Source organism: Pontibacter sp. YIM B11418 (assembly GCF_059278805.1).
Genome location: NZ_JCAEMH010000006.1, coordinates 333,658 through 353,611 on the forward strand (window position 1 = coordinate 333,658; position 19,954 = coordinate 353,611).

The 19,954-nt window shown below is 52.4% G+C and carries 13 protein-coding genes; 3 read left to right on the forward strand and 10 right to left on the reverse strand.

Annotated features, from left to right (window positions below; translation table 11 throughout):
• Window positions 1–15: 15 nt before the first annotated feature.
• The 5 genes from AC4QZR_RS16465 to AC4QZR_RS16485 all read right to left on the reverse strand — a co-directional run bounded on the left by AC4QZR_RS16465 (window position 16) and on the right by AC4QZR_RS16485 (window position 7,785).
• Entirely contained in the window at window positions 16–1,053 is a 1,038-nt protein-coding gene (locus tag AC4QZR_RS16465) for a SusE domain-containing protein (RefSeq protein ID WP_494481904.1), read from the reverse strand.
• 67 nt (window positions 1,054–1,120) lie between these two features.
• Window positions 1,121–2,710 carry a RagB/SusD family nutrient uptake outer membrane protein gene (locus AC4QZR_RS16470; RefSeq protein WP_494481905.1) on the reverse strand — a complete coding sequence of 530 codons (1,590 nt, stop codon included), beginning with the start codon at window positions 2,708–2,710 and terminating at the stop codon, window positions 1,121–1,123.
• 13 nt (window positions 2,711–2,723) lie between these two features.
• On the reverse strand, window positions 2,724–6,014 hold the full coding sequence (locus tag AC4QZR_RS16475) for a SusC/RagA family TonB-linked outer membrane protein (protein WP_494481906.1): 3,291 nt from the start codon (window positions 6,012–6,014) through the stop codon (window positions 2,724–2,726).
• 16 nt (window positions 6,015–6,030) lie between these two features.
• On the reverse strand, window positions 6,031–7,065 hold the full coding sequence (locus AC4QZR_RS16480; RefSeq protein ID WP_494481907.1) for a FecR family protein: 1,035 nt from the start codon (window positions 7,063–7,065) through the stop codon (window positions 6,031–6,033).
• A 144-nt stretch (window positions 7,066–7,209) separates the two neighbouring features.
• Window positions 7,210–7,785 (reverse strand): RNA polymerase sigma factor, encoded by a 576-nt coding sequence (locus tag AC4QZR_RS16485; protein WP_494481908.1) that lies wholly within the window; start codon window positions 7,783–7,785, stop codon window positions 7,210–7,212.
• Window positions 7,786–7,995: 210 nt separating this feature from the next.
• On the opposite strand from AC4QZR_RS16485, the gene AC4QZR_RS16490 reads away from it, so the two are divergent.
• Window positions 7,996–10,815 (forward strand): alpha-amylase family glycosyl hydrolase, encoded by a 2,820-nt coding sequence (locus AC4QZR_RS16490; RefSeq protein WP_494481909.1) that lies wholly within the window; start codon window positions 7,996–7,998, stop codon window positions 10,813–10,815.
• Window positions 10,816–10,899: 84 nt separating this feature from the next.
• Here AC4QZR_RS16490 and AC4QZR_RS16495 read toward each other — a convergent pair whose 3' ends face one another.
• Window positions 10,900–12,360 (reverse strand): M48 family metalloprotease, encoded by a 1,461-nt coding sequence (locus AC4QZR_RS16495; RefSeq protein ID WP_494481910.1) that lies wholly within the window; start codon window positions 12,358–12,360, stop codon window positions 10,900–10,902.
• 135 nt (window positions 12,361–12,495) lie between these two features.
• Window positions 12,496–12,894, reverse strand: a complete 399-nt coding sequence (locus AC4QZR_RS16500; RefSeq protein WP_494481911.1) for a hypothetical protein — start codon at window positions 12,892–12,894, stop codon at window positions 12,496–12,498.
• Between the two features lie 114 nt (window positions 12,895–13,008).
• Here AC4QZR_RS16500 and AC4QZR_RS16505 point away from each other — a divergent pair, with 114 nt between their 5' ends.
• The gene (locus AC4QZR_RS16505; protein WP_494481912.1) at window positions 13,009–13,470 is read left to right on the forward strand and encodes a DUF4268 domain-containing protein; all 462 of its coding nucleotides are present in this window, start codon (window positions 13,009–13,011) and stop codon (window positions 13,468–13,470) included.
• Window positions 13,471–13,563: 93 nt separating this feature from the next.
• Here AC4QZR_RS16505 and AC4QZR_RS16510 read toward each other — a convergent pair whose 3' ends face one another.
• On the reverse strand, window positions 13,564–13,806 hold the full coding sequence (locus AC4QZR_RS16510) for a DUF3820 family protein (protein WP_494481913.1): 243 nt from the start codon (window positions 13,804–13,806) through the stop codon (window positions 13,564–13,566).
• Window positions 13,807–14,282: 476 nt separating this feature from the next.
• Between AC4QZR_RS16510 and AC4QZR_RS16515 the strand changes: the two genes are divergently transcribed.
• Window positions 14,283–15,047: an oxygenase MpaB family protein gene (locus tag AC4QZR_RS16515; RefSeq protein ID WP_494481914.1), complete on the forward strand. Its 765-nt coding sequence runs from the start codon at window positions 14,283–14,285 to the stop codon at window positions 15,045–15,047.
• Window positions 15,048–15,110: 63 nt separating this feature from the next.
• On the opposite strand, the gene AC4QZR_RS16520 is transcribed toward AC4QZR_RS16515, so the two are convergent.
• Window positions 15,111–16,169 carry an ArsO family NAD(P)H-dependent flavin-containing monooxygenase gene (locus AC4QZR_RS16520; RefSeq protein WP_494481915.1) on the reverse strand — a complete coding sequence of 353 codons (1,059 nt, stop codon included), beginning with the start codon at window positions 16,167–16,169 and terminating at the stop codon, window positions 15,111–15,113.
• 473 nt (window positions 16,170–16,642) lie between these two features.
• Window positions 16,643–19,909, reverse strand: a complete 3,267-nt coding sequence (locus tag AC4QZR_RS16525) for a S41 family peptidase (protein ID WP_494481916.1) — start codon at window positions 19,907–19,909, stop codon at window positions 16,643–16,645.
• Window positions 19,910–19,954 lie beyond the last annotated feature (45 nt).

The window sequence follows — 19,954 nt, forward strand, 5'->3', positions numbered from 1 at the left end:
TAGGTTTTAGTCCGATTACAACTTAACTAAAGTGTAGGTTGCGGTTTCGTCCTCTTCATTTATTTTGAGTGTGATCTCATACTTGCCTGCTGTCGGTACGGCAATGTTATCGCCCCCAAGGGTTAGATTGCCGCCGGAGCCGCCATAGTTGGTAACCCAGTCATCATTGAAGCGGAATTTCATCTCACCTACTGTTAGGTTCAGCGTAGCTTTCCACACGTTCTCCTCGTTGATATAGCGCATGTTCTGGTCAGAATCCCAGCCACCTGCCGTCGCGCTACCAATTATACCCCAGGAGTACTTGGCAGCGCTCCAGGTCATGGTATTCAGGTTAACGGTCAGCATGTAGCTGTCATTAGCCGGTACTGACAGGTCGGAGCCGTTCGCAGCCAGTGTGCCGGCAGATGGTCCGTTGCCCCAGTTCAGATCCCAACTGCGGTCTGCCGTGAATTTGAACATGCGGCTGTTTGGCTCTGTAAAGCTGATTACCCCTTGATAAATATTGTTAGCCTCCACTGAGATCAGACTTGGCGCATTAGCTGGATTCCAACCCTGGTAATCGCCCGGCACATAGATGAAGGTTGGTTCAATGTAAGTGCTGTATGGGGTAATGTTAACCGTTACCGGGTTAGAGTAAACCGGGTCCACAAACTCCGAAACAACAGCTCTTATTCTGAACTTCACTTCGTGAGCTTCCTCCGGCGTATACTTCAGTCGGCTCATCAGCGTGTTCAGTTCCTGACCTGTGTAGGCTTTGGAAGTTATCTTGTTACCTAACGAAACAGAGTACGGACCCACAAAGTTGTCGCCAGCCGTATCTATCTGCACAGAGTACTCCGTAGCTGCATCAAAACCAAAATCAGCCTCGTTCCAGTTCAGTGTAAGCGCTGTGCCCTCAGCGGTCTCTTCCGTTAACACCACGTTCGTCGAGCTAGTCGAAAGCACAGGAGGAGTCCCCGCACGTAGTATCAATTTATCTTCGTCTTTCTCGCAGCTCATCAGCGTGAGGGAGGCAACCACGAAGAGCAGTGATTTATTTAACCAGTTTTTCATAAAAACGATTTTTAAACATTTAGAAAAGGGAGTTGCAGGCACGGAGCCTGCAACTCCCGTTAATCAGTTAATAACCTGGCGTTGGTGTCAGGTTAGGATTCGCTATCAGGTCGTTGGCCGGTATCGGGTATAGCTTCCTGAAGTCTGCCACGCTGGTGCCTTCCATCATGCCGCCTTTCCATGCCCACACATAACTGTCACCTGCGAAACGATTGAAGCGAATCAGGTCAGTACGGCGGTGTGCCTCCCAGTTCAGTTCACGGGCACGCTCATCCAGAATGAAATCGAGTGTCATCTGGTTCGAGGCGATGTTACCTGTGGAGGCTCCATTGTAGGCGCGGGTGCGCAGCGCGTTCACATACTGCAGCGCCAGCGAAGCATCACCACCTGTACCGCCACGCAGCACAGCCTCAGCATACATCAGGTACACATCTGCCAGACGGAACATCGGGAAGTCGGTGTCTACAAAGGTAGGGTTAGAGCCAGCCTGACCAGCAGGGTTGGTATTCTTCCATTTCGTGATCGGGTAGCCGTCTGTGAAGGTAGCAATCGTGTTGATTTCCTTCTCCTGGCCATCCGTATGAAAATTAGCACGGTCATCACTAGTAAGCGCTGTGGAAGAGAACAAGTTATAAACTGAGGGAGTGGAGCGAATACCTCCCCAGCCTGAGTCAATGCCGAACGCGGAGGCTGACATGTTGCCGCCGACAGCCGCGTGCGTCAGAAAAGTGGTGCCACCGTAAGACTGCGTGCGCAAACCGTCGAACGTAATCGGGAAAATGATCTCGTTAGAGGTATGGTTGGTCGTCATGAACAGGTGGTCGTAATCCGGCTCCAGGGTATAGCCTGCTGTTATCACCTTCGTGGCGTAGGTAATCGCCTCTGTGTATTTTTTCTGATTTGTGTATACCTCAGCGTTCAGATAGAGTTTGGTGAGCAGCGTCCAGGCCGCGGCCTGGTCAGCACGACCATACTCATTCTGACGGGCGGCTGCCAGCTCGTTCTCAATAGCCAGCAGTTCGGACTCAACATAAGCGAATAATTCGTCTCTGGAGGCCTGCTCCGGGAAGAACTTACCGATCAGGTCTGCTTCGGTAACAAACGGAACGCTGCCGTACAAGTCGAGGGCATGCCAATAGCTGAGGGCACGCAGAAAACGGGCCTCAGCGCGGAATTTCCTTGCCTCATCCAGGTTGGCACCCGTAATGCCGCGCTCATCAAGTTTTTCATCACTCATCTCCCGGATAAATTCGTTTGCCAGCGTGATCTGGTAGAAGATGCGGTAGTACATAGCTGTGGTCACGTCGTTGTTCGATGACCAGGTGAGGGTATTGAGTGCAGGCAGGCCCGGGTCATTCCAGGCGATCACTGCCTCATCGGTGGGCACCTGCTGCAGCATCCAGTAGGTACGCACGTAGTTGGAGGCACCCTCGTCTATACCTCCCACGTCTGGTTTTCCGGCTGGGCCTTGCTGCCCTGTTAGGGCGAAGCCGGCGTATAGTTTGGCCAGAATAGGCTTGTAGCTGGCAAAGTCGCGGTAAACGTTTGCTGAAGTAGCCTCATAGAAAGGCTCTCTGTCGAGATCATCGACGCAGGAGGTAGCAGCCATGGCCATGAGTCCTGCACAGAGTATGGTTTTTAGATATCTTGATGTCATGATGTTGCTCTGATTAAAGTTCAAGGTTCAGGCCAAGGCTAAATACACGCGGTCTTGGGTAGAAGTTATTGTCTATACCGCTCGCGATCTCAGGATCCAGACCGGTATAATCGGTGATCACAAACGCGTTCTGGATGTTGGCGTTCAGGCGCAGGCCAGCACGCTCGTTCATGATCCTGCCAAAGTTATACCCCAGGCTGATGTTCTCCATGCGCACGAACGAAGCGTTCTCGATGTAGTAGTCAGACTCGTACTGACGGATGTTGAAGCCCGTTTCATTCACGTTGCGCGACATGTTGGACAGCCAGTTGCTCACAGAGGTCACCTCGTAAGCGCCCGTGTTGGAGTGCACGTTGTTGTATACATAGTTGTTAAAGTTTCCGCGCATCAGCAGTCCCAGTGACCAGTTGTTGTAGTTCAGCTGTGTATTGAAACCCATGAAAAGACGTGCTTCCGGGTTCTTGTAGCGGTACTTGTCCTGCTCGTTGACGATGCCGTCTTTATTGAGATCAGCATACAAACCTTCGATCGGACGACCGTCCTCCCCGTATACCTGCTTGTATACATAGAAGCTGTTCGGAGCGAAACCTACTGTGTGCACCTGTATGTTACGCCCTGTGGCACCGGCAATGCCACCAGTCACCACACCCACCGAATTCTCTTCGTCCACCGTGTTCAGCTTAGTGATTTCATTGCGGATAACGGAACCGTTGATACCCACAGACCAGGTGAAGCTCTCACGGTCAATGGCCACATAGTTCAACACAGCTTCCAGACCCTTGCTTTCAATGCTTCCTACGTTGGTAAGCAAGAGGTTGGTCAGGTTAGTACCAGCCGATACCGGAACCACACTAAGAAGGTCTTTGGTGTTGCGCAAAAAAGCATCGAAGCTACCATACAGGCGATTGTTCATGAAACCAAAGTCGATGCCGGCGTTCCAGGTTTTGGTTTCTTCCCATTTCAGGTTCGCATCATATCCTTCCGGGCGAAGCAACAAATAGTATTGATTACCGATCTGGTACATGGCAGCGCTGTCACTAGACGTATAGCGTGCCAGGTATGGAAAGTCGTTGCCCACATCCTGCTGGCCGGTAATACCGTAGCCAACACGCAGTTTCAGGTCTGACACGACCGGGTTGTCCCTCAGGAATGCCTCCTCGTTGATTCTCCAGGCAAGTGCCAGGGAAGGGAAAGTACCCCATTTCTGGCCTTCTCTGAAACGGGAAGAACCATCACGACGCACAGTGGCTGTCAAGAGGTAACGGTCCATCAGGGCATAGTTCACACGACCAAAGAAAGACACAAGCGTGTTCTGTGTTTTGAAAGGGAAGGGAGCCGCTGCCCGGCGCACATCACCATTTTCTCGCAATAGGGGGAACGCCGGGCGCTCCGTTACCCAGTCCTGGTAAGAGTAACCACCTGTCACATCAATACGGCTGCGAATCCCCTCGATGTCGTCAGTGTAGTTCATGTAATAATCGAGGAGTTTGTTGGTTCTCTTCTCCTCGTATCGCTGGAAAGAGCCGCCTTCGAATGATTCAGAGGCAAGTGTAACAGGCGCATTGTTATTGCCCTCGCTGTCAGACTTGTCGTACCCTACGTTCAGGTTAGCACGCAGCGCTGGCAGGAAATGGAATTTGTAGTCAACCTGTATGTTACCAATGCTACGACGCGCCTCTCCTTCGTTGCGGCGCTGCTCCAGCATGCTGAGCGGGTTACGGGTCGCAATGGTAATCGGTTTTTTGTCAGCCGGGTCGAGCCACTCGAAATAACCTCCAAAATTGTTCTCTGCATAAACAGGCTGTGTCGGGTCGAAATTAACTGCTGCTCCGATGGCACCTTCGTCTGCGAAGCGGCTGTTGGTCAGGGCACCCTTCCAGTTCAGGTCCACATTTAAGTGATTGTCCAGAAAGTTTGGTGTCAGTTTCACACTACCCGTCAGACGCTCAAAGTTGGAGGTTTTAACAACGCCATCCTGGTTAAGGTAACCGAGCGATATGCGGTAAGGCAATTCTTTCACTGATCCGCTTACGCTCAGATTGTTGTCGATGGTATAGGCATTACGGTAGATCTGGTCCTGCCAGTTGGTGTTCTCACCACCCAACAGCCTGATCTGATCCTGGTTACCCAACTCTGTTACGGTTCTTCTGAACTCATCAGCATCCATTACGTCTACCTGTTTTGTGTTAGTAGACAGGGAGTGAAGTGAGCTGAAATTAACACGCGTCTTCTGTCCGGCCTCTCCGCTTTTAGTGGTAATGATGATCACACCGTTGGAGGCGCGCGAGCCGTAAATGGCTGTCGCGGAAGCATCCTTCAGGATGTTCATCGAGGCGATGTCGTCCGGGTTGATAAAGTTGAGCGGGTTAGCTGAACCAGCAATCACCTCGTTGTCGATCGGCACACCGTCGATCACGATAAGTGGGTCGTTGCTGGCGTTGAGCGAAGCACCACCGCGTATACGGATACGGCTACCTGAACCAGGGGCACCGCCGTTTGAGGTGATTTGCACACCAGCTACTTTGCCGGTAATGAGCTGTTCGGCTGTAGTTACTTGTCCGTCCTGAAAATCTTCTTCTGAAACGGTGGTAACGGCACCTGTTACGTCTTTCCTCTCCTGCGTACCATACCCTACAATCACCACTTCCTGCAAAGCGCGGGCGTCGGTGCGCATTGTAATGTTGAAGTCAGTCTGGCCACCGATGGCCACTTCCTGTGTGGCGTAACCAATGAAAGAGAATACCAGCGTACCGCCTTCAGAAGGAGCTGGCAGTGTAAACTCGCCATTGGCATTGGTAGCAGTACCGCGGGTAGTGCCTTTGAGTACAACCGTTACGCCTGGCAGTGCTTCGCCATTCTCGTCTAACACGCGGCCGCTAACGGTTACATCCTGCTGTACCGCCGTGCGTGGTTTGGCTACCACAGTTGTGGTGCTAGCTGCGGCAGGGCGTGCCTTCGAGATGATGTATACCCCCCTCACTTTTTTATAAGCCAGATTATTGCTGGCCAGCGTGGCACCCAGGAACTCATCCACGTTCTGCACGCCGCCTTTCGGCTCTGGCACAATCAGCTGCACGTCGTCGGCCAGACTAGCCTGGTAAGAGAACTGTATGCCGTGCGAGTTTTTGAGATCATTGAGCAAATCCTTGAGCGACTTGGCTGTCAGGGCCTGTCCGGAGGTGTGGTTTACTGCAAGGCTCGGACCAGGGCCCGGATAACCCTGAGCGGTTCCCGGTACCTGAAAGCAGCACAGGGCTACTGCCAAACCAAAGGAACCTAGTCTCTTAGTAGATTTATTTGACATAGATTATGAGGTTAATTTATAGTGAGCTTATGTATATAGTGTTCTCTTGTTGGGTGATCTTGAGTTCAAATGTCTCAGCCAGTGTGTTCAGGATGTCTTCGGGGTTATTTACTTCCAGGAAGGCCGTGATGCGCTGCCCGGGAAGCTCTTTGCCACTGAATTCTACCTGATAGCCATACTGCTGCTCGATCAGCGTGCCTACTTCACGCAGTGTGTAATTGTCAAAATATACCTTGTTGTGCTGCCAGGCAGTATATAGCTCCGGGTCTACGCGACGGTGGCTAAGACCGCCTGCTGCAGACACTGTTATCAGATCGCCGGGCTGCATTTCTATTTGTCTTGCTGCACCGTTTTGTGTGGCGCTCAGCCTTACTTTGCCGCTCGCCAATATAACCCGGTTTTCCTGGCCGCGGTCGTATACGTTAAATTCTGTCCCTAGTACGTTTATTTTGGTGCCTTTGCTGGTTGTCACGATAAACTGCTGTCTGTTAGCCTGCTGTGTTACCGAGAAAAAAGCCTCGCCGCGCAATTGAACGGTTCTAGGCTCATTCTTTTTCCATTTTTCAGGAATAGTTATACTTGAATTGGCATTAAGTACTATTACGGATTTATCCGGAAGTTGGACAATGCGCTTCTCACCGTAAGCAGTGGCGTAGGTGACCGGCTCAGCACTTTGGCGGGTGAGAAGAAGGGCGACTGAAGCTAACAACAGAGTGATGACGGCCGCCGCAGACAACCAGGTTTTGAGGGGATAGCCCCATAGCGAGAACACACGGCCACTATCCGGTCCGCGCTCCCGATCATGCTTCATCGCTTCCTGCAGTTGCTCCCAAACCAGCTGCGCATCTTCGTCGAAGCTATGGTCATCAGCCTGCTCCTGCGACAGCAATAATACTAAATGACGCGCCTCCGCCATTTCCTGCGCCCTGTCGGGGTATTGTTCAGCAAACTGCGACCAGTACAGCGTACTTTCCTGCGTAGGGTATTTGACCCATTGTATAAAGTCATGGTCGGCTGCCAGTTCAGCTGCAGTGGCTGTTGTGTAGTTCATGTAAGGCGTCTGTTTATTGGGCGGTTTCAGCGTATAGGCACACACTATAGACAATAGCCGGCAGGGTCAGAAATTATCCCTCCTTTTGGCTATAAAAAGTAAAATAATTTATAAAGTATTGTAAGTGAGTGGGATAATTTTCCCCTAAAAGAAGAGCATAAATAGCAGGAGGGCGCTGTTGTGGAGCAGCTGCTGCAAACGGGCGATTGCTTTGTAGGTAGTTTTGTACACTGAGTCTTGCCCGATGTCCATGATAGCGGCGATCTCGTCGTACTTGAGGTTGGCGTAGTATTTCAGGAAGATGACTTCCCGCTGGCGGGCCGGAAGCTGCGAGAGTAGTTCTGAGATCCGTTGGCGCGTCAGTTCGGCTGTCTGCAGCTGGATCATGGTCTGCTCGTGAGAATCCTCGAGCTCAAAGTGGTAATTTTCGGGCAATTCCTCGTGCAGTTTAGCGCGATTGCCTTTTTTGATGAGCTCGTTGCGGATGGCTTTGAGCAGGTAATGCCGCACACTGGCAGGGGTGCCAACAGTGGTACGGCTCTTCCAAAGCGAAAAAAATACCTGTTGCAGACAATCGCGTATAAGTTCTTTGTCAGATGTGATCCGGTTGCCGTAGCGCAGCATGATGGGAGCAAAATGATGGTACAGTAGCGAAAAATCATCTTCGCTTCCTTCTTTAAACCTGCCCCAAACTTCCTGCTCGTCCATGCGCGATTGCACCGTTTTCGAAACGGATTACAACAATTATATTAGAATTTAATCGGATATCATACCTTTAGGCTCTGAAAAATATACAATCGTATCTGGTGTTATAACATGTAACTGAGGATATGGCCATACCTGCTCTGCCTGGCGCATGTTGTAATAGACAGAAGACTAACCTGCTTGCTGCTGTGTACCTGAATAACTTTCATTCATAATTCCCCCTTTATGGCAAACAAATACCTCAACCACTTGCTGATCCTTTTTGTTTTTTTGGCAGGTATAACGTGGCAGGCAAAGGCGCAGGCAGTCCAAACTATACCTGAGTTCCCCAACGGCGGCCAGGAAATCACGATCATTTTTGATGTGAAGCAGGCTAAAGACGGGCGTGCTGCCGGACTGCTGGGCAAGACCGACGACGTATACCTGTGGTCGGGTGCGGGCGTTGTGGGCAATCCAAATGCCTTCCTGTATCAGCCGGCCGGGCAGACGAGTTTTAATCAGCCTTTTAATCCTGGCAAGATGACCTCGCTCGGCAACGACCGCTGGCAGATCAAACTCACGCCCCGCACTTATTTCGGAGTGCCGGCCGGTCAGACCATCGACAAACTGGGGCTGCTGTTGAAAAACGGCAATGGTACCGCCCAAACCGAAGACTTTATCATCCAGCTCTATGACGGCAGTCTGCAGGTAGCCCTGCGCGAACCTGCTCAGAAGGACTTTTTTGTGGCGGCCAACAGCGCTATACCTGTGCGGGCCGTTGTCTCGGCTAAAGCCGACGTGACGGTGAAGCTGGACAACACGGTGGTGTACAGCGCCAGCAACACGGATCAGGTACAGACCACGATCAATGCCGGGAACCAGCAAGGCTTGCTCCGCACTGTCACCATTGAGGCGAAACTTGGTGGGGCAACCACCACTGAAACCTTCACATTTCGGGTGAGGCCGCAGCCGGCTGTGGCAGCGCTGCCGGCAGGTATGCGGGATGGCGTGAACTATACCGGTGCCTCCAGCGCCGTGCTGGTGCTGTATGCGCCCCACAAGAATTTTGTGTACGCCATTGGGGAGTTTAATAATTGGGAGAGTTCGCCGGAATACCTGATGAAGCGTACCACCGACGGCAACCGCTATTGGATCGAGCTGAGCAACCTGCCGGCAGGGCAGGAGGTAGCCTATCAGTACTTGGTGGATGGCACGCTGGCCGTGGCCGACCCCTATACCGAGAAGATCCTCGACCCGGCCATGGACCAGTACATACCTGCCAGCACGTACCCCAACCTCAAAGCCTACCCAGCGGAAGCGGAAGGCATCGTGTCGATCCTGCAGACAAACCAGCCCGGCTATACCTGGGAAGTGACGGACTTTGAAAGACCGGATCCGGAAAAACTGGTGATCTACGAGCTGCACGTGCGCGACTTCATCGAGGCCCGCAACTACAAGGTGCTGGCCGATACGCTCACCTACCTGAAGCGCCTCGGCGTGAATGCCATTGAACTCATGCCGGTGATGGAGTTCTCCGGCAACGACTCCTGGGGCTACAACCCGATCTTCTTTTTCGCGCCCGACAAAGCTTACGGCACCAAAAACGACCTGAAGGCTTTTATAGACAAGGCGCATGAAATGGGTATTGCCGTCATTCTGGACATTGTGCTCAACCAGGCGGATTACGAGTACCCTTATGTGAAAATGTACTGGGACGGCAACCAGCCGGCGGCCAACAACCCGTTCTTCAACCAGCGGGCCACGCACCCCTTCAGCGTCTTCTTCGACTTCAACCACGAGAGCGAAGCCACCAAGGAACTGGTGGAGCGGGTGAGCCGCCACTGGATAGAAGAGTACAACATCGACGGCTACCGTTTTGACCTTTCGAAGGGCTTTACACAGAAAAACACTGGTGATAACGTGGGCGCCTGGAGTTCCTATGATGCCGGCCGCGTCGCCACCTGGAAGCGCATTTATGACGAGATCAGAAGCTACGACGAATCGGCCTATGTGATACTGGAGCACTTTGCAGATAACCAGGAAGAAAAAGAATTGTCCAGCTACGGTATGCTGTTTTGGGGCAACCACAACCACGACTACCGCAACATGGCAAAAGGCGTGCTGGCCAATCCGCAGGGGATTTCTTATAAAAACCGCACCTGGGAAAACCCATACCTGATCGGGTACATGGAAAGCCACGACGAAGAGCGTATACTATACGATGTGCTCAACAATGGTAACCGCAACGGCAGTTATAATACCCGCACCCCGAGTACCGCCCTTGACCGCGCCAAACTGGATGCCGCCTTCTTCCTGCCCATACCTGGTCCGAAGATGATCTGGCAGTTCGGAGAACTCGGGTATGATGTGTCCATCGACCAGAACGGCCGCACCGGCCAGAAACCGATCCGCTGGGAATACCAGCAGCAAGCCGACCGGCAGAAGCTGTACCAGGTATACGCCGAGCTCATCAAGCTCAAACTAAACGAACCGGCCTTCACAACCAATGATTTCGACCTCCAGTTGAGTGGCCAGGTAAAGCGCATCTTCCTTTTTCATGAAGACATGGATGTGTTCATACTGGGTAATTTTGATGTTCGGGCGCAGCAGATAAACGCCAATTTCCCTACCACTGGGGTATGGTACGACTACTTTACAGGCAGGGAAAACAGCATCGAGGACCCCGGCCAGGCGATGGAACTGCAGCCGGGCGAGTTCCACATTTATACCACCAAAAAGCTCGAAACGCCACAGCCTAACTTAGTGCCCTGGCAGGGACTCGTGCTCTCAGCAGAAGAGGAACTGGCCGAAAATGGTGTGAGCGTATACCCGAACCCGATGCAGGAGACTACCGTGCTACACCTGGAAGGCGACTATCGCGGAACGGTGCAAGTGCAGCTGGTGGACATGACCGGGCGCAATCTGCAACACGTTCGCTTCCTCAAGCACCAGCAAAGCCACCAGGAGCAGCTCCGGTTACAGCGGGTACCAGTAGGCATTTACTACATGCAGGTAGAGCAGGGCGGAAAAAAATCGGTGCATAAACTGCTCAAGGTAAACGAATAAAGGCCTATCCGACAGGTATAGCGCAAAGCAAAAAGCCCTGCTTCCTGAAAAGGAGGCAGGGCTTTCTTTGTATACTGGTTATACCTATTTCTTTACTACTTTGATCAGGGTGCCAGCAGGTAGCTGATCACTTAGCTGCATGCCGTTGAGCACGGCCAGTTCGTTGTGGCGGGCATCGGGCATGTTGTTGCTGCGCAGCGCCTGGGCCAATGTAGTGGCCTTCGGAACCGTTACGATACTGATGCGCTCCGGCTTGCGGTTCAGCTTCTCTGGGTCCGAGAGCACCTTGAAGCTCTGCATACTCCCGCTGAAAACCTGGAAGTAGTTGTTGAAGTTCTGTGCCGTGGTAATGCCCATCAGACTGTAGATGTTTTCGCCGTGCTGGATAAAGTACGTAAGCGTGCGCAAAGGCTGTTGTTGCTGCTGCTGCTGCTGTTGTTGTTGGGGCTGTGGGTCAGCCACTACCGCAATGGCAGGCAGTCCATTCACAGTTACCTCTTTGCTTTCAACAACTTGTAGGCCGTAGTTCTGCAACGACTGCTGGGCAGCTTCTTGCAGGCTGGCTCCAGGAGCAAGGGTTAGTGCCATCACGGCGCTTCCATCCTTCGGCCCCATCTGTACCTGCTGCGGGGAGTTCTGGTAGCCCCAGTCACTTGGGATATTAAACTGGAATTTGAGAACCGGATGATAGAAAACCTGATTCTCTACAAAGCCCTGTTTCGGATCCTCTCCATAGACTATGCCGTCAATCATTTTGAGGTAGCTGTTGCGCCCCACCTTCGGGTCAGTCAGGTTCTGTTTCTTTTGTTCCGCATCTGCCAGTTGATGCACAGTATTGTAGCGGTCGCCCGGGTCAGGGTGTGACGAGAGGAGAGAAGGGATCGCCTGACCGCTTTCCTCCTGCTTGCGCTGCAGGGTGGTGAAAAAGTCAGCCATTTCGGAAGCATCGTAGCCGATCTTGGTCGAGTACTCCACGCCCAGCTCGTCCGACTCCCGTTCCGCATCGCGGCTATACTTGAGCATCAGCAGACCAAGTCCCTGTGATACCTCCTGGCCGTACTGCGCAATCGTAGGCGACAGAATCATACCAAGCAGCAGACCGCCCTGCGCCAGAATGGACTTGCTTTGCTGCTGTGCCGAGTGGCGCGCCGTGATGTGGCCGATCTCGTGGCCGAGTACACCGGCAAACTGCGCTTCGTTGTTGAAGTGGGCCATAATCCCACGCGTAAAGTACACATACCCCCCCGGCACGGCAAAGGCGTTGATCACAGGGGAGTCCACGATCTTGAACTCGTAGTTGAGGTTGCTGCGGTGTGAGACCTTGGCCATTTGCTGGCCTTTTTCTTTGATGAAGCTTTGCAGTTTGGGGTCCTCGTAAAGTCCAAACTCTGCTACAATCTGTGGGTCCGCTTCCTTACCAAGGGCTATTTCCTGACTCTCCGACATGAACATCACGTCTTTTTTGCCCGTAACCGGGTTGGTCTGGCAGGAGCTGCCTATCAGGAACACGGATGCCAATAATCCGGTTATTATGTTCTTTCTCATCGTTTTGTCTTTTTATGCCTCCCGGTACCACCCAAAATGCAGGTATATCGCAGAGACTGAATATGTAACAAGCAACGATAATGCAATTTTTAAGTTGCAGAAAACGCTTGTCTGGTATCACTAAGCCATTTTTTGTTAGGGAGTGTAGTCCGGTATATGAAGCCCCAACGTGATATCGCGGTTAGCGACAAGGGTATCGCCATGCCGCCTGGCCCAGCCTTTTTCATCTCCTTTTTTAGGGTATATACCTGTTGCGTCGGTGTGGTAAACGTACAGAATGACATCTTGCGCCGGCGTTTTGCCATCGGGCAGGTATACGGTACCCGTCAGCACGAGCTTGTTTTCAGCACCCAAACGAAAGTCGGGCAGGGTGTCCGTCGGGCTGAGCGGCTTATCGCCGTACTCATGCAGCGCCTCGCAACCTTCGCAGGGGCCTCCCACTTGCCGGGCAGGCTGTTGGGTTTCTTGGTTGTCCTGTGCCTGGCAGCTGACCGCTGTGACGAGCATCAGGTATAGAAGAATCGATTTTTTCATGTGTGTCCCGTTGTAGGTATAGCATCCTTTTTACGTACTATTTACCCTACAAGGCGATTAGTGCGCTGCACTTCTGATTTTGCTATTTAATTCTACAATCACCAATTTTACTGCATGTATACACGGGAACAGGCTTCAAAACTCAGACAGGCATTCTGGACAGCATTCGGACAATATATGTCCCCCGTGCTGTCAGCAGAAGGGATGCCAACCAACTGGATCAATTACAAGACGGGCCTGAAGAACGTGTACTTCCGCATGCAGGCCGATAAAAAGCAGGCTTCCATTGCCATTGAAATGACGCAGCCGGACCCGGAGATACAGCAAATGTTCTTTGAGCAGTTTGAGGCCCTCAAGGAGCTGCTGCACGATACGGTAGGAGAGGAGTGGACCTGGGACCTGCACACTACAGACGAATACGGAAAAGAAATCAGCCGCATCTATACAGAACTGAAAGGAGTGAGCGTCTTCAAACAGGATGACTGGCCCGCGCTGATCTCATTTTTCAAACCCCGCATTATTGCCCTCGATGCCTTCTGGAGCGACGCCAAATACAGCTTCGACGAGCTACGCTAGGTATAGCCCCGATGACTATAACTAAGGCGTGCGCTCTTTAGAGCTCTATTATCTGAATCAACTCTTTGTAGCCTGATGATATGAGGTATAACCCTAGCGTTTTCGGGCCTGCCGCTTAAGTGGATCCAGCAGGTATTCCAGTCCGTTAAGCTTGATCTCGTAGAGGGTGGCCAGCAGCATACCCAGCTTGCCGGGCGGAAAACCTTCGCGGGCAAACCACTCCAGGTATGAGACGGGCAAATAGCACAGCACCGTGTCTTTGTACTTGCCGAAGGGCATTTTCATGCGTACCAGTTCGGTGAGCATGGAGGAGTCGGGTTGCATAGGCGTGTTCATTTTCCCAAAGATAAGGTAAGAAGGCAGCCACTAAAAAACATCTGGAAACAAAAGCAGCGTCAGCTCAAAAAAAAACGGGTTCGTTGTACCTCATACCTCGCCTGTGGATGTATTGCTTTTCAGAAAGTTTAGAGTTGCTTAAACAGCTATTTGCTGCTCATACAGACTGAGAACTGGATCGCAAGAAAAGGCGGACCAGTCTTTAGAGTTATAGGTGGTTCTAAAAAAAAATCCGCTTAGCCCGTCCCAAATGTGTGAGGGCAGGCTAAGCGGGGTTCAGTTTGGCTAAAAGCTGAACCTAAAGATAAGCACAAAATTTTTTAGCGTGCAAGCTCTGTTTCAGAAAATAAGCATATCGTTTTATTTATGTATTTGATTATCAATGCAATAAACTGATCTTAAGCTACGTGGTATGTTATGTTACTGAATTAGCATTCTTAGCAGCACATTTTGGCCACTACCTTTGTTCTCTCATTATGGAATACTTTGTAAAGCAAGACAGCGTAGTGCGCGAGATCTGGGGAAAGGGCGACACCATCCTGTTCATTTTTGCAGGCGCTTCGGCCGAGTTTGCCCTCAACAAGGCGGTTGACTGGCTTTATTTCACCGGGCGGCTGCCGGCCGACCCACTGGGACGCCTGTTCTCGACGGTAGGCTATGCCCGGCAGATCGTGTTCTCCAGTCTGGAAGGGGCGCACAAAGCGATCGATACCATGGCCAAGATACATGCCGGGGTGGAGGCCAAACGCGGCATGGCTATACCTGACTGGGCCTATCGTGACGTGTTGTTCATGCTGATCGACTATTCCATCCGCTCCTTTGAACTGCTGGAGCGGGCCTTAACGGAAGCAGAAAAAGAAAATGTATTTGAGGTATTCTGGCGGGTAGGAATACGCATGGGGCTGCAAGGGCTGCCAAACAACTATCAGGCCTGGCTGCACATGCGACAGCAGCACTTAGAGGAAAACTTGGCCTCCAGCCATTTCACTACCGATTTGTACAAGCAGTACCGCAAGCATTTGGGACCCGTCAGGTATAAGCTGTTGCTAGAAGGGCAGAAGCTGATCGTGCCTAACACCGTGCGCATACAGCTTGGCCTGCGTAAGTGGTCGGCGCTTAGGCCTGTGCTTGGAGTGTATAAACTGAGCCGCCATTTGCGTGCCGACTGGTTGATCAAATCCCTTATCCTGCCTCCGGCTTACAAATCCGAGATAAAAGAACTGGATGTACATCCCGCCTGAGTGCTATAGTTGGTTTAGGGTTGATTATTTATGTTAAATATAAATGGCTATACCTGAGGCGCGCTATACCTGCTTTAGAAAATCTTGAATCTCCGCCACCGTCTGACGTGCGCTTCGTCCCACACCGATCAGGGTAGCAGAGGCAAAACCAGTCCAATTGCCGTAGCCGACCAGCCACAGGCCGGACTGGAGTTTGGCTTTTGTGCCCTCCACTTCTACTTTGCCTTTCTGGTCTTTTAGGTTCAAGCAGTCCAGGTGATCGAGCGCATAACCAAAGCCGGTGCACCAGATCACCACATCCACCTTTTCCTTCTGGGTGTCTGACCATATTACACCGTCTTCATAAAAGCGCTGGAAAGGCCTTACCGTGTGCAACACGCCACGGCTTCGGGCTTCTTTCACGGCAGGTACCATCACAATATTGCCTACATGAAACTGGGAGGGATTGACTTCCTTACCATGCTGCATGGCGTAGTAGCGTGCTGATGCCTGGTCAAAGAGCACACGGCCGTCCACGTCGTCGGGCAGGAAGGTCACCTCATCGAGCGTAATCCAGCTAGTATTGGCCACATTGGATACCTCCGCCAGAATCTGCGCACCCGAATTCCCGCCACCCACTATCAATACCCGCTTATCTTTGAATGGCTCTGGATTTTTGTAGTCAGAGGAATGCAGTTGCAGGTTCCGGAATGTCTCGGCACCTTGGTAGTTAGGTATAAATGGCTTCCGAAACGTGCCCGTTGCACTGATCACGGTACGCGCCAAGTAAGTTTTATGGGCGCTCCTTACTTCGAAAAGCCCGTCACGAAAGCATACCTCCTGAACCTGCACAGGACGCTCGACGGGAAATTCGTAACGTTGCTCATACTTGGTCAGGTAGTCGATCACTTCTTCACGCGATGGAAAAGGGGCTTTGCTCTCCGGCATCAGCCAACCGGGCAGACTGCTAAAGGCAGCAGGAGAGAAGAGGGTGAGAGAATCCCAGTACTTGCGCCACGAGGCACCAGGCGCTGGCTGGTCATCCAACATGACGTAGTTTAGCTTGGCTCTGCGTAGGTAATAGCCACAGGCCAGGGCGCTCTGGCCACCGCCAATCACCACCGTGTCGTAAATCTCATGCATGCTTCTGCAGGTATAGGTATGGTCCCGAAGTTACTAAAATGCCCGATAAGTTTGAGAACACCATTCTCATGAAAGGATATTGAGCCCACTCTGTCATCTCGACAGCCTGGAGAGATTTGAAATTTTCCTTTGCTCACAATATTCCAGGTTTCTCACAAAGGTCGAAATGACAATAATATGCTTTCGTTGATACAACTGGGTATGTGACTTACGCATAAACAGAAAGCCCCGCTAGTGCGAGCTTGCAGCTCGTACTGTTAATTTCAGAAGGTATAGCTGTGTAGACAGATTTTGAAACGAACTACAAGCTCGCGCCAGCGGTGGTGGTCCTTACTCACAATATTTCGGATTTCTCCCATGGCTCGGAATGACAGATTCTTACTGAAACTGATGGTACCGTGACCAACAGCCCATCAAACCAAAAAACCCCGACTACTGCCGGGGCTTTCTAGATTTTGGTATACGAGCTTAGCCTATTTCTGGGCCTGGCCTTGTGCTTCCAGGTCTTTGAGCAGTTCCTGTACGGCTGCCTCCAACTGCTGGTCTTTGCCTTTACTTACCAGTTCGTAGGCGTTGGCTACTTTCACGTCGGGCTCGGTTTGCAGGTTCTCCAGGTACTGGCCTTTAATGTCTTTCACACCCAGTGGTGGCACACCCCAGCGCACGCTACCGTTCTGCAGCATTTCCCAGCCGCCAAAGGTACAGGTGCCCGGCACTGGCATACCTACCAGCTTGCCCAGCTTCAGGTCGATGTAGCTGTAGGCGAAACAGTGGCCGTCGCTGTAGTTGGCCTCGTTGGCCAGCGCGATGCTCGGCTTGGTCCAGCGGAAGGATGGCTCAAAGCCAGTCGAGCGAGTGTCGGTGGTATAGTCCAGGAACTTCTGTCCGCTCAGGAACATGGCCAGGTCGGCTACCAGGTCACCGCCGCCGTTGTTGCGGGTGTCGACTACCATACCTTTGCGATTGGCGTATTTGCCCATCACTTCTTCATACACGGTGCGGTAGCTCGGGTCGTTCATGCCCGGTATGTGCACGTAGCCCAGTTGACCGTTGCTCAGGCGATCCACCTCTTCGGCATTGCGGCGCACCCAGCGCTTATAGAGCAGTGGATTCTCTTCGTTCTGTGCAATCGGCTTTACCGTGATGTCTCTGCTGTTTTTGCCGTTGGCGTCTGTCACAGTCAGCAAGGTATTCTTGCCGGCTTTGCGGTTCAGGAACTGCGCCAGGTCTCTGTCCGGGGTAATCGTTTCGCCGTCGATCTTCTCGATGATCATACCTGGCTTCAGGCTCAGGCCGGCTTTGTCCAGCGGACCACCTACGATCACTTCATCCAACTTAATGCCGTTGCCGGTATAGGTCTGATCATAGAAGATGCCGAGAGAAGCCGTGGCGTCACTGTTCGGATCGTTTTTGTTGTAGCTGGCACCGGAGTGCGACACGTTCAGCTCACCCAGCAGTTCGCTGAGCATTTCAGAAAACTCGTGGTCGTTGCTGATGTGCGGCAGGTAGGCTTCGTAGTCGGCTTTCAGCTCATTCCACTTGGTGCCGTGCAGGTTGGCGGTGTAGAAGGTCTGCTTGGTGCGGCGCCATACGTGCTCAAACATGAAGGCACGCTCAGCTGCCATGTCCAGGTTCATCTCGCCGTCTACTTTCACGGTTTCCTGCTTGCTGTTGCTCGGGTCCAGCTTCACGATTTTACCATCCGACTCCAGGAACAGGTTTTTCTGCTCTTTGTCCCACAGCATGCGGGCGCGGTTGGCGTTCAGCGTCACCAGCATTTTGGTTTCTTTGCTGCGCAGATTCGTCGACCATAGGTTGTAGCCTTTCTCAAACTTGGCCAAGTAGTAAAGTGTCTCGCCGTCTTTCGACACCAGGGCGTCCGACAGGCTGGAAGAGTGCAGCGTGAGTTTGGCTTTGCGGTTGGTCAGGCCATCCCAGTCAATCTGCATATCTTTTTTCGGCTCGTCCTTCTTGGCCTTCTTCTTTTTCTCCTGCTCTTTTGCCTTCTCCTTCTCTTTGGCGATTTTCTCTTCCTGTTCTTTCACCAAGGCATAGTCCTCCTTGCTCAGTCTGTACTTGTCATAAGCGTCCTGTGTAAAGAACATGGCGTAAATGTCGGACTGGGCGCCGCCGCTGTTGGCTTGGGCGCGCATGCCGTCGCGGGTGCTGTTCCAGATCAACATCTCACCGCCCATCATCCATTTGGGGGCATAGTCGCTGTAGCCGCTCTCAGTCAGGTTGATCTTTTTGCCCTTGCCGTCAGCCGCGATGATGCCCACTTCGCCATTGGCAAAACCAGGCTCCGAGTATTCAAACAAGATCCACTTACTGTCCGGGCTCCAAGTGAAGTACTGGTCGTTGTCGCGCATCGAGAACAACTCGTTGGTGTTGAGCAGCGTGCGTACCTGCTTACTGGCCAGGTTCAAGACTTTCAACGTAATGCGATCTTCCAGGAAAGCCACTTCTTTGCCGTCCGGCGAAAACTGCGGGTCGTAATTTTCCTTCTCATTTTCAATTAGAGCGGTCTCCTTGAGCAGGGTAGAGGCATAGAAATAAGGCTCTTCCTTCCGCACGATATCCGTCTTGTAGATTTTCCAGTTCTTGCCGCGCTCGCTGGCGTAGAGCAGCGACTTGCCATCGGGTGAGAAGCTCACATTGCGTTCCTGCTCCGGCGTGTTGGTGATCCGCTTGGTCACCGATCCTTCCACGGCACTCACAAACACCTCACCGCGGTATATGAACGCCACCTCTTTGCCATTTGGCGACACCGCCAAGTCACGAAGGCCACCATTCACTTTCAGGATGCTTTCGTTGTTGGTCTTGGCATCCGTCGCGATGCGCACGTTCACTTTCTGCGCCTGTCCGTTTGGCTTCTTGGTATAGAGCTCCCCATTTTGGCTAAAGCTCAAGGTACCATCCTGTGCAGCTGTCAGGAAGCGAACCGGGTGCTTTTCAAAAGAGGTCACCTGCTCGGGTTTGGCAGGCCCCTGCGCAGTCATTTTATGCACGTTCAGGGTGCCGCTCGCCTCGCTCAGGTAATAGAGCGTTTTGTCGTTGTCGGCAAACACCGGGCTGCGGTCTTCGCCTTCGTAGCTGGTGAGTTTGGTGTGCTTGCCGGTTTTGGTGTCGTATTCCCAGATGTCCCGGGTAACGGAGGACACGTGGTGCTTGCGCCACTGGTTCTCACCGCCTTTTCGGTCCTGGTACAGCATTTTGCCGCCATCACGGCTCAGTTTTACCTCCTCGGCCGGCGTCGTTAGCACTTGCTTCACGCGACCACCCGACACGGCTACCTGGTATAGTTCCGGCTGGTAAGCTGTCGGGAACTGCCGGTTGCTAGCGGCGTCGTGACGGGTAGAGCCGAAGTATACGGTTTTGTTGTCCTGGCTGAACTCATACGGATACTCGTGCGCCGAGTGGAAGGTGATGCGCTGGGCGGCACCACCGGTAGCTGGCATTACGAAAATATCGAAGTTGCCGTAGCGGTCGCTGGCAAAAGCGATCGACTTGCCATCGTGACTCCACACCGGCATGAAGTCATGCGCCTCGTGCAGCGTAAGCGGCGTTGCGTTTCCGCCTGCTGCCGGTACGGTATAGAGGTCTCCTTTGTAGGTGAAAACAATGGTTTTGCCATCAGGGGAGATGGCCGGGTAACGCATCCAGGAGGGTGCGTCCTGCGCAGCAACTGAAAGCGCCGATCCGGCGGCCAGCAATGCTGCTAGAGCAAACTTTTTGATCATAGGGTTCGGATTGAAAGCCCCTAAGATAAGGAAGATGCCATTAAT

Excerpts from the sequence above, each read along its gene's own strand:
- AC4QZR_RS16465 (WP_494481904.1), bottom strand. The coding sequence starts at position 1,053 with ATGAAAAACTGGTTAAATAAATCACTGCTCTTCGTGGTTGCCTCCCTC.
- AC4QZR_RS16470 (WP_494481905.1), bottom strand. The coding sequence starts at position 2,710 with ATGACATCAAGATATCTAAAAACCATACTCTGTGCAGGACTCATGGCC.
- AC4QZR_RS16475 (WP_494481906.1), bottom strand. The coding sequence starts at position 6,014 with ATGTCAAATAAATCTACTAAGAGACTAGGTTCCTTTGGTTTGGCAGTA.
- AC4QZR_RS16480 (WP_494481907.1), bottom strand. The coding sequence starts at position 7,065 with ATGAACTACACAACAGCCACTGCAGCTGAACTGGCAGCCGACCATGAC.
- AC4QZR_RS16490 (WP_494481909.1), top strand. The coding sequence starts at position 7,996 with ATGGCAAACAAATACCTCAACCACTTGCTGATCCTTTTTGTTTTTTTG.
- AC4QZR_RS16495 (WP_494481910.1), bottom strand. The coding sequence starts at position 12,360 with ATGAGAAAGAACATAATAACCGGATTATTGGCATCCGTGTTCCTGATA.
- AC4QZR_RS16500 (WP_494481911.1), bottom strand. The coding sequence starts at position 12,894 with ATGAAAAAATCGATTCTTCTATACCTGATGCTCGTCACAGCGGTCAGC.
- AC4QZR_RS16505 (WP_494481912.1), top strand. The coding sequence starts at position 13,009 with ATGTATACACGGGAACAGGCTTCAAAACTCAGACAGGCATTCTGGACA.
- AC4QZR_RS16510 (WP_494481913.1), bottom strand. The coding sequence starts at position 13,806 with ATGAACACGCCTATGCAACCCGACTCCTCCATGCTCACCGAACTGGTA.
- AC4QZR_RS16515 (WP_494481914.1), top strand. The coding sequence starts at position 14,283 with ATGGAATACTTTGTAAAGCAAGACAGCGTAGTGCGCGAGATCTGGGGA.
- AC4QZR_RS16520 (WP_494481915.1), bottom strand. The coding sequence starts at position 16,169 with ATGCATGAGATTTACGACACGGTGGTGATTGGCGGTGGCCAGAGCGCC.
- AC4QZR_RS16525 (WP_494481916.1), bottom strand. The coding sequence starts at position 19,909 with ATGATCAAAAAGTTTGCTCTAGCAGCATTGCTGGCCGCCGGATCGGCG.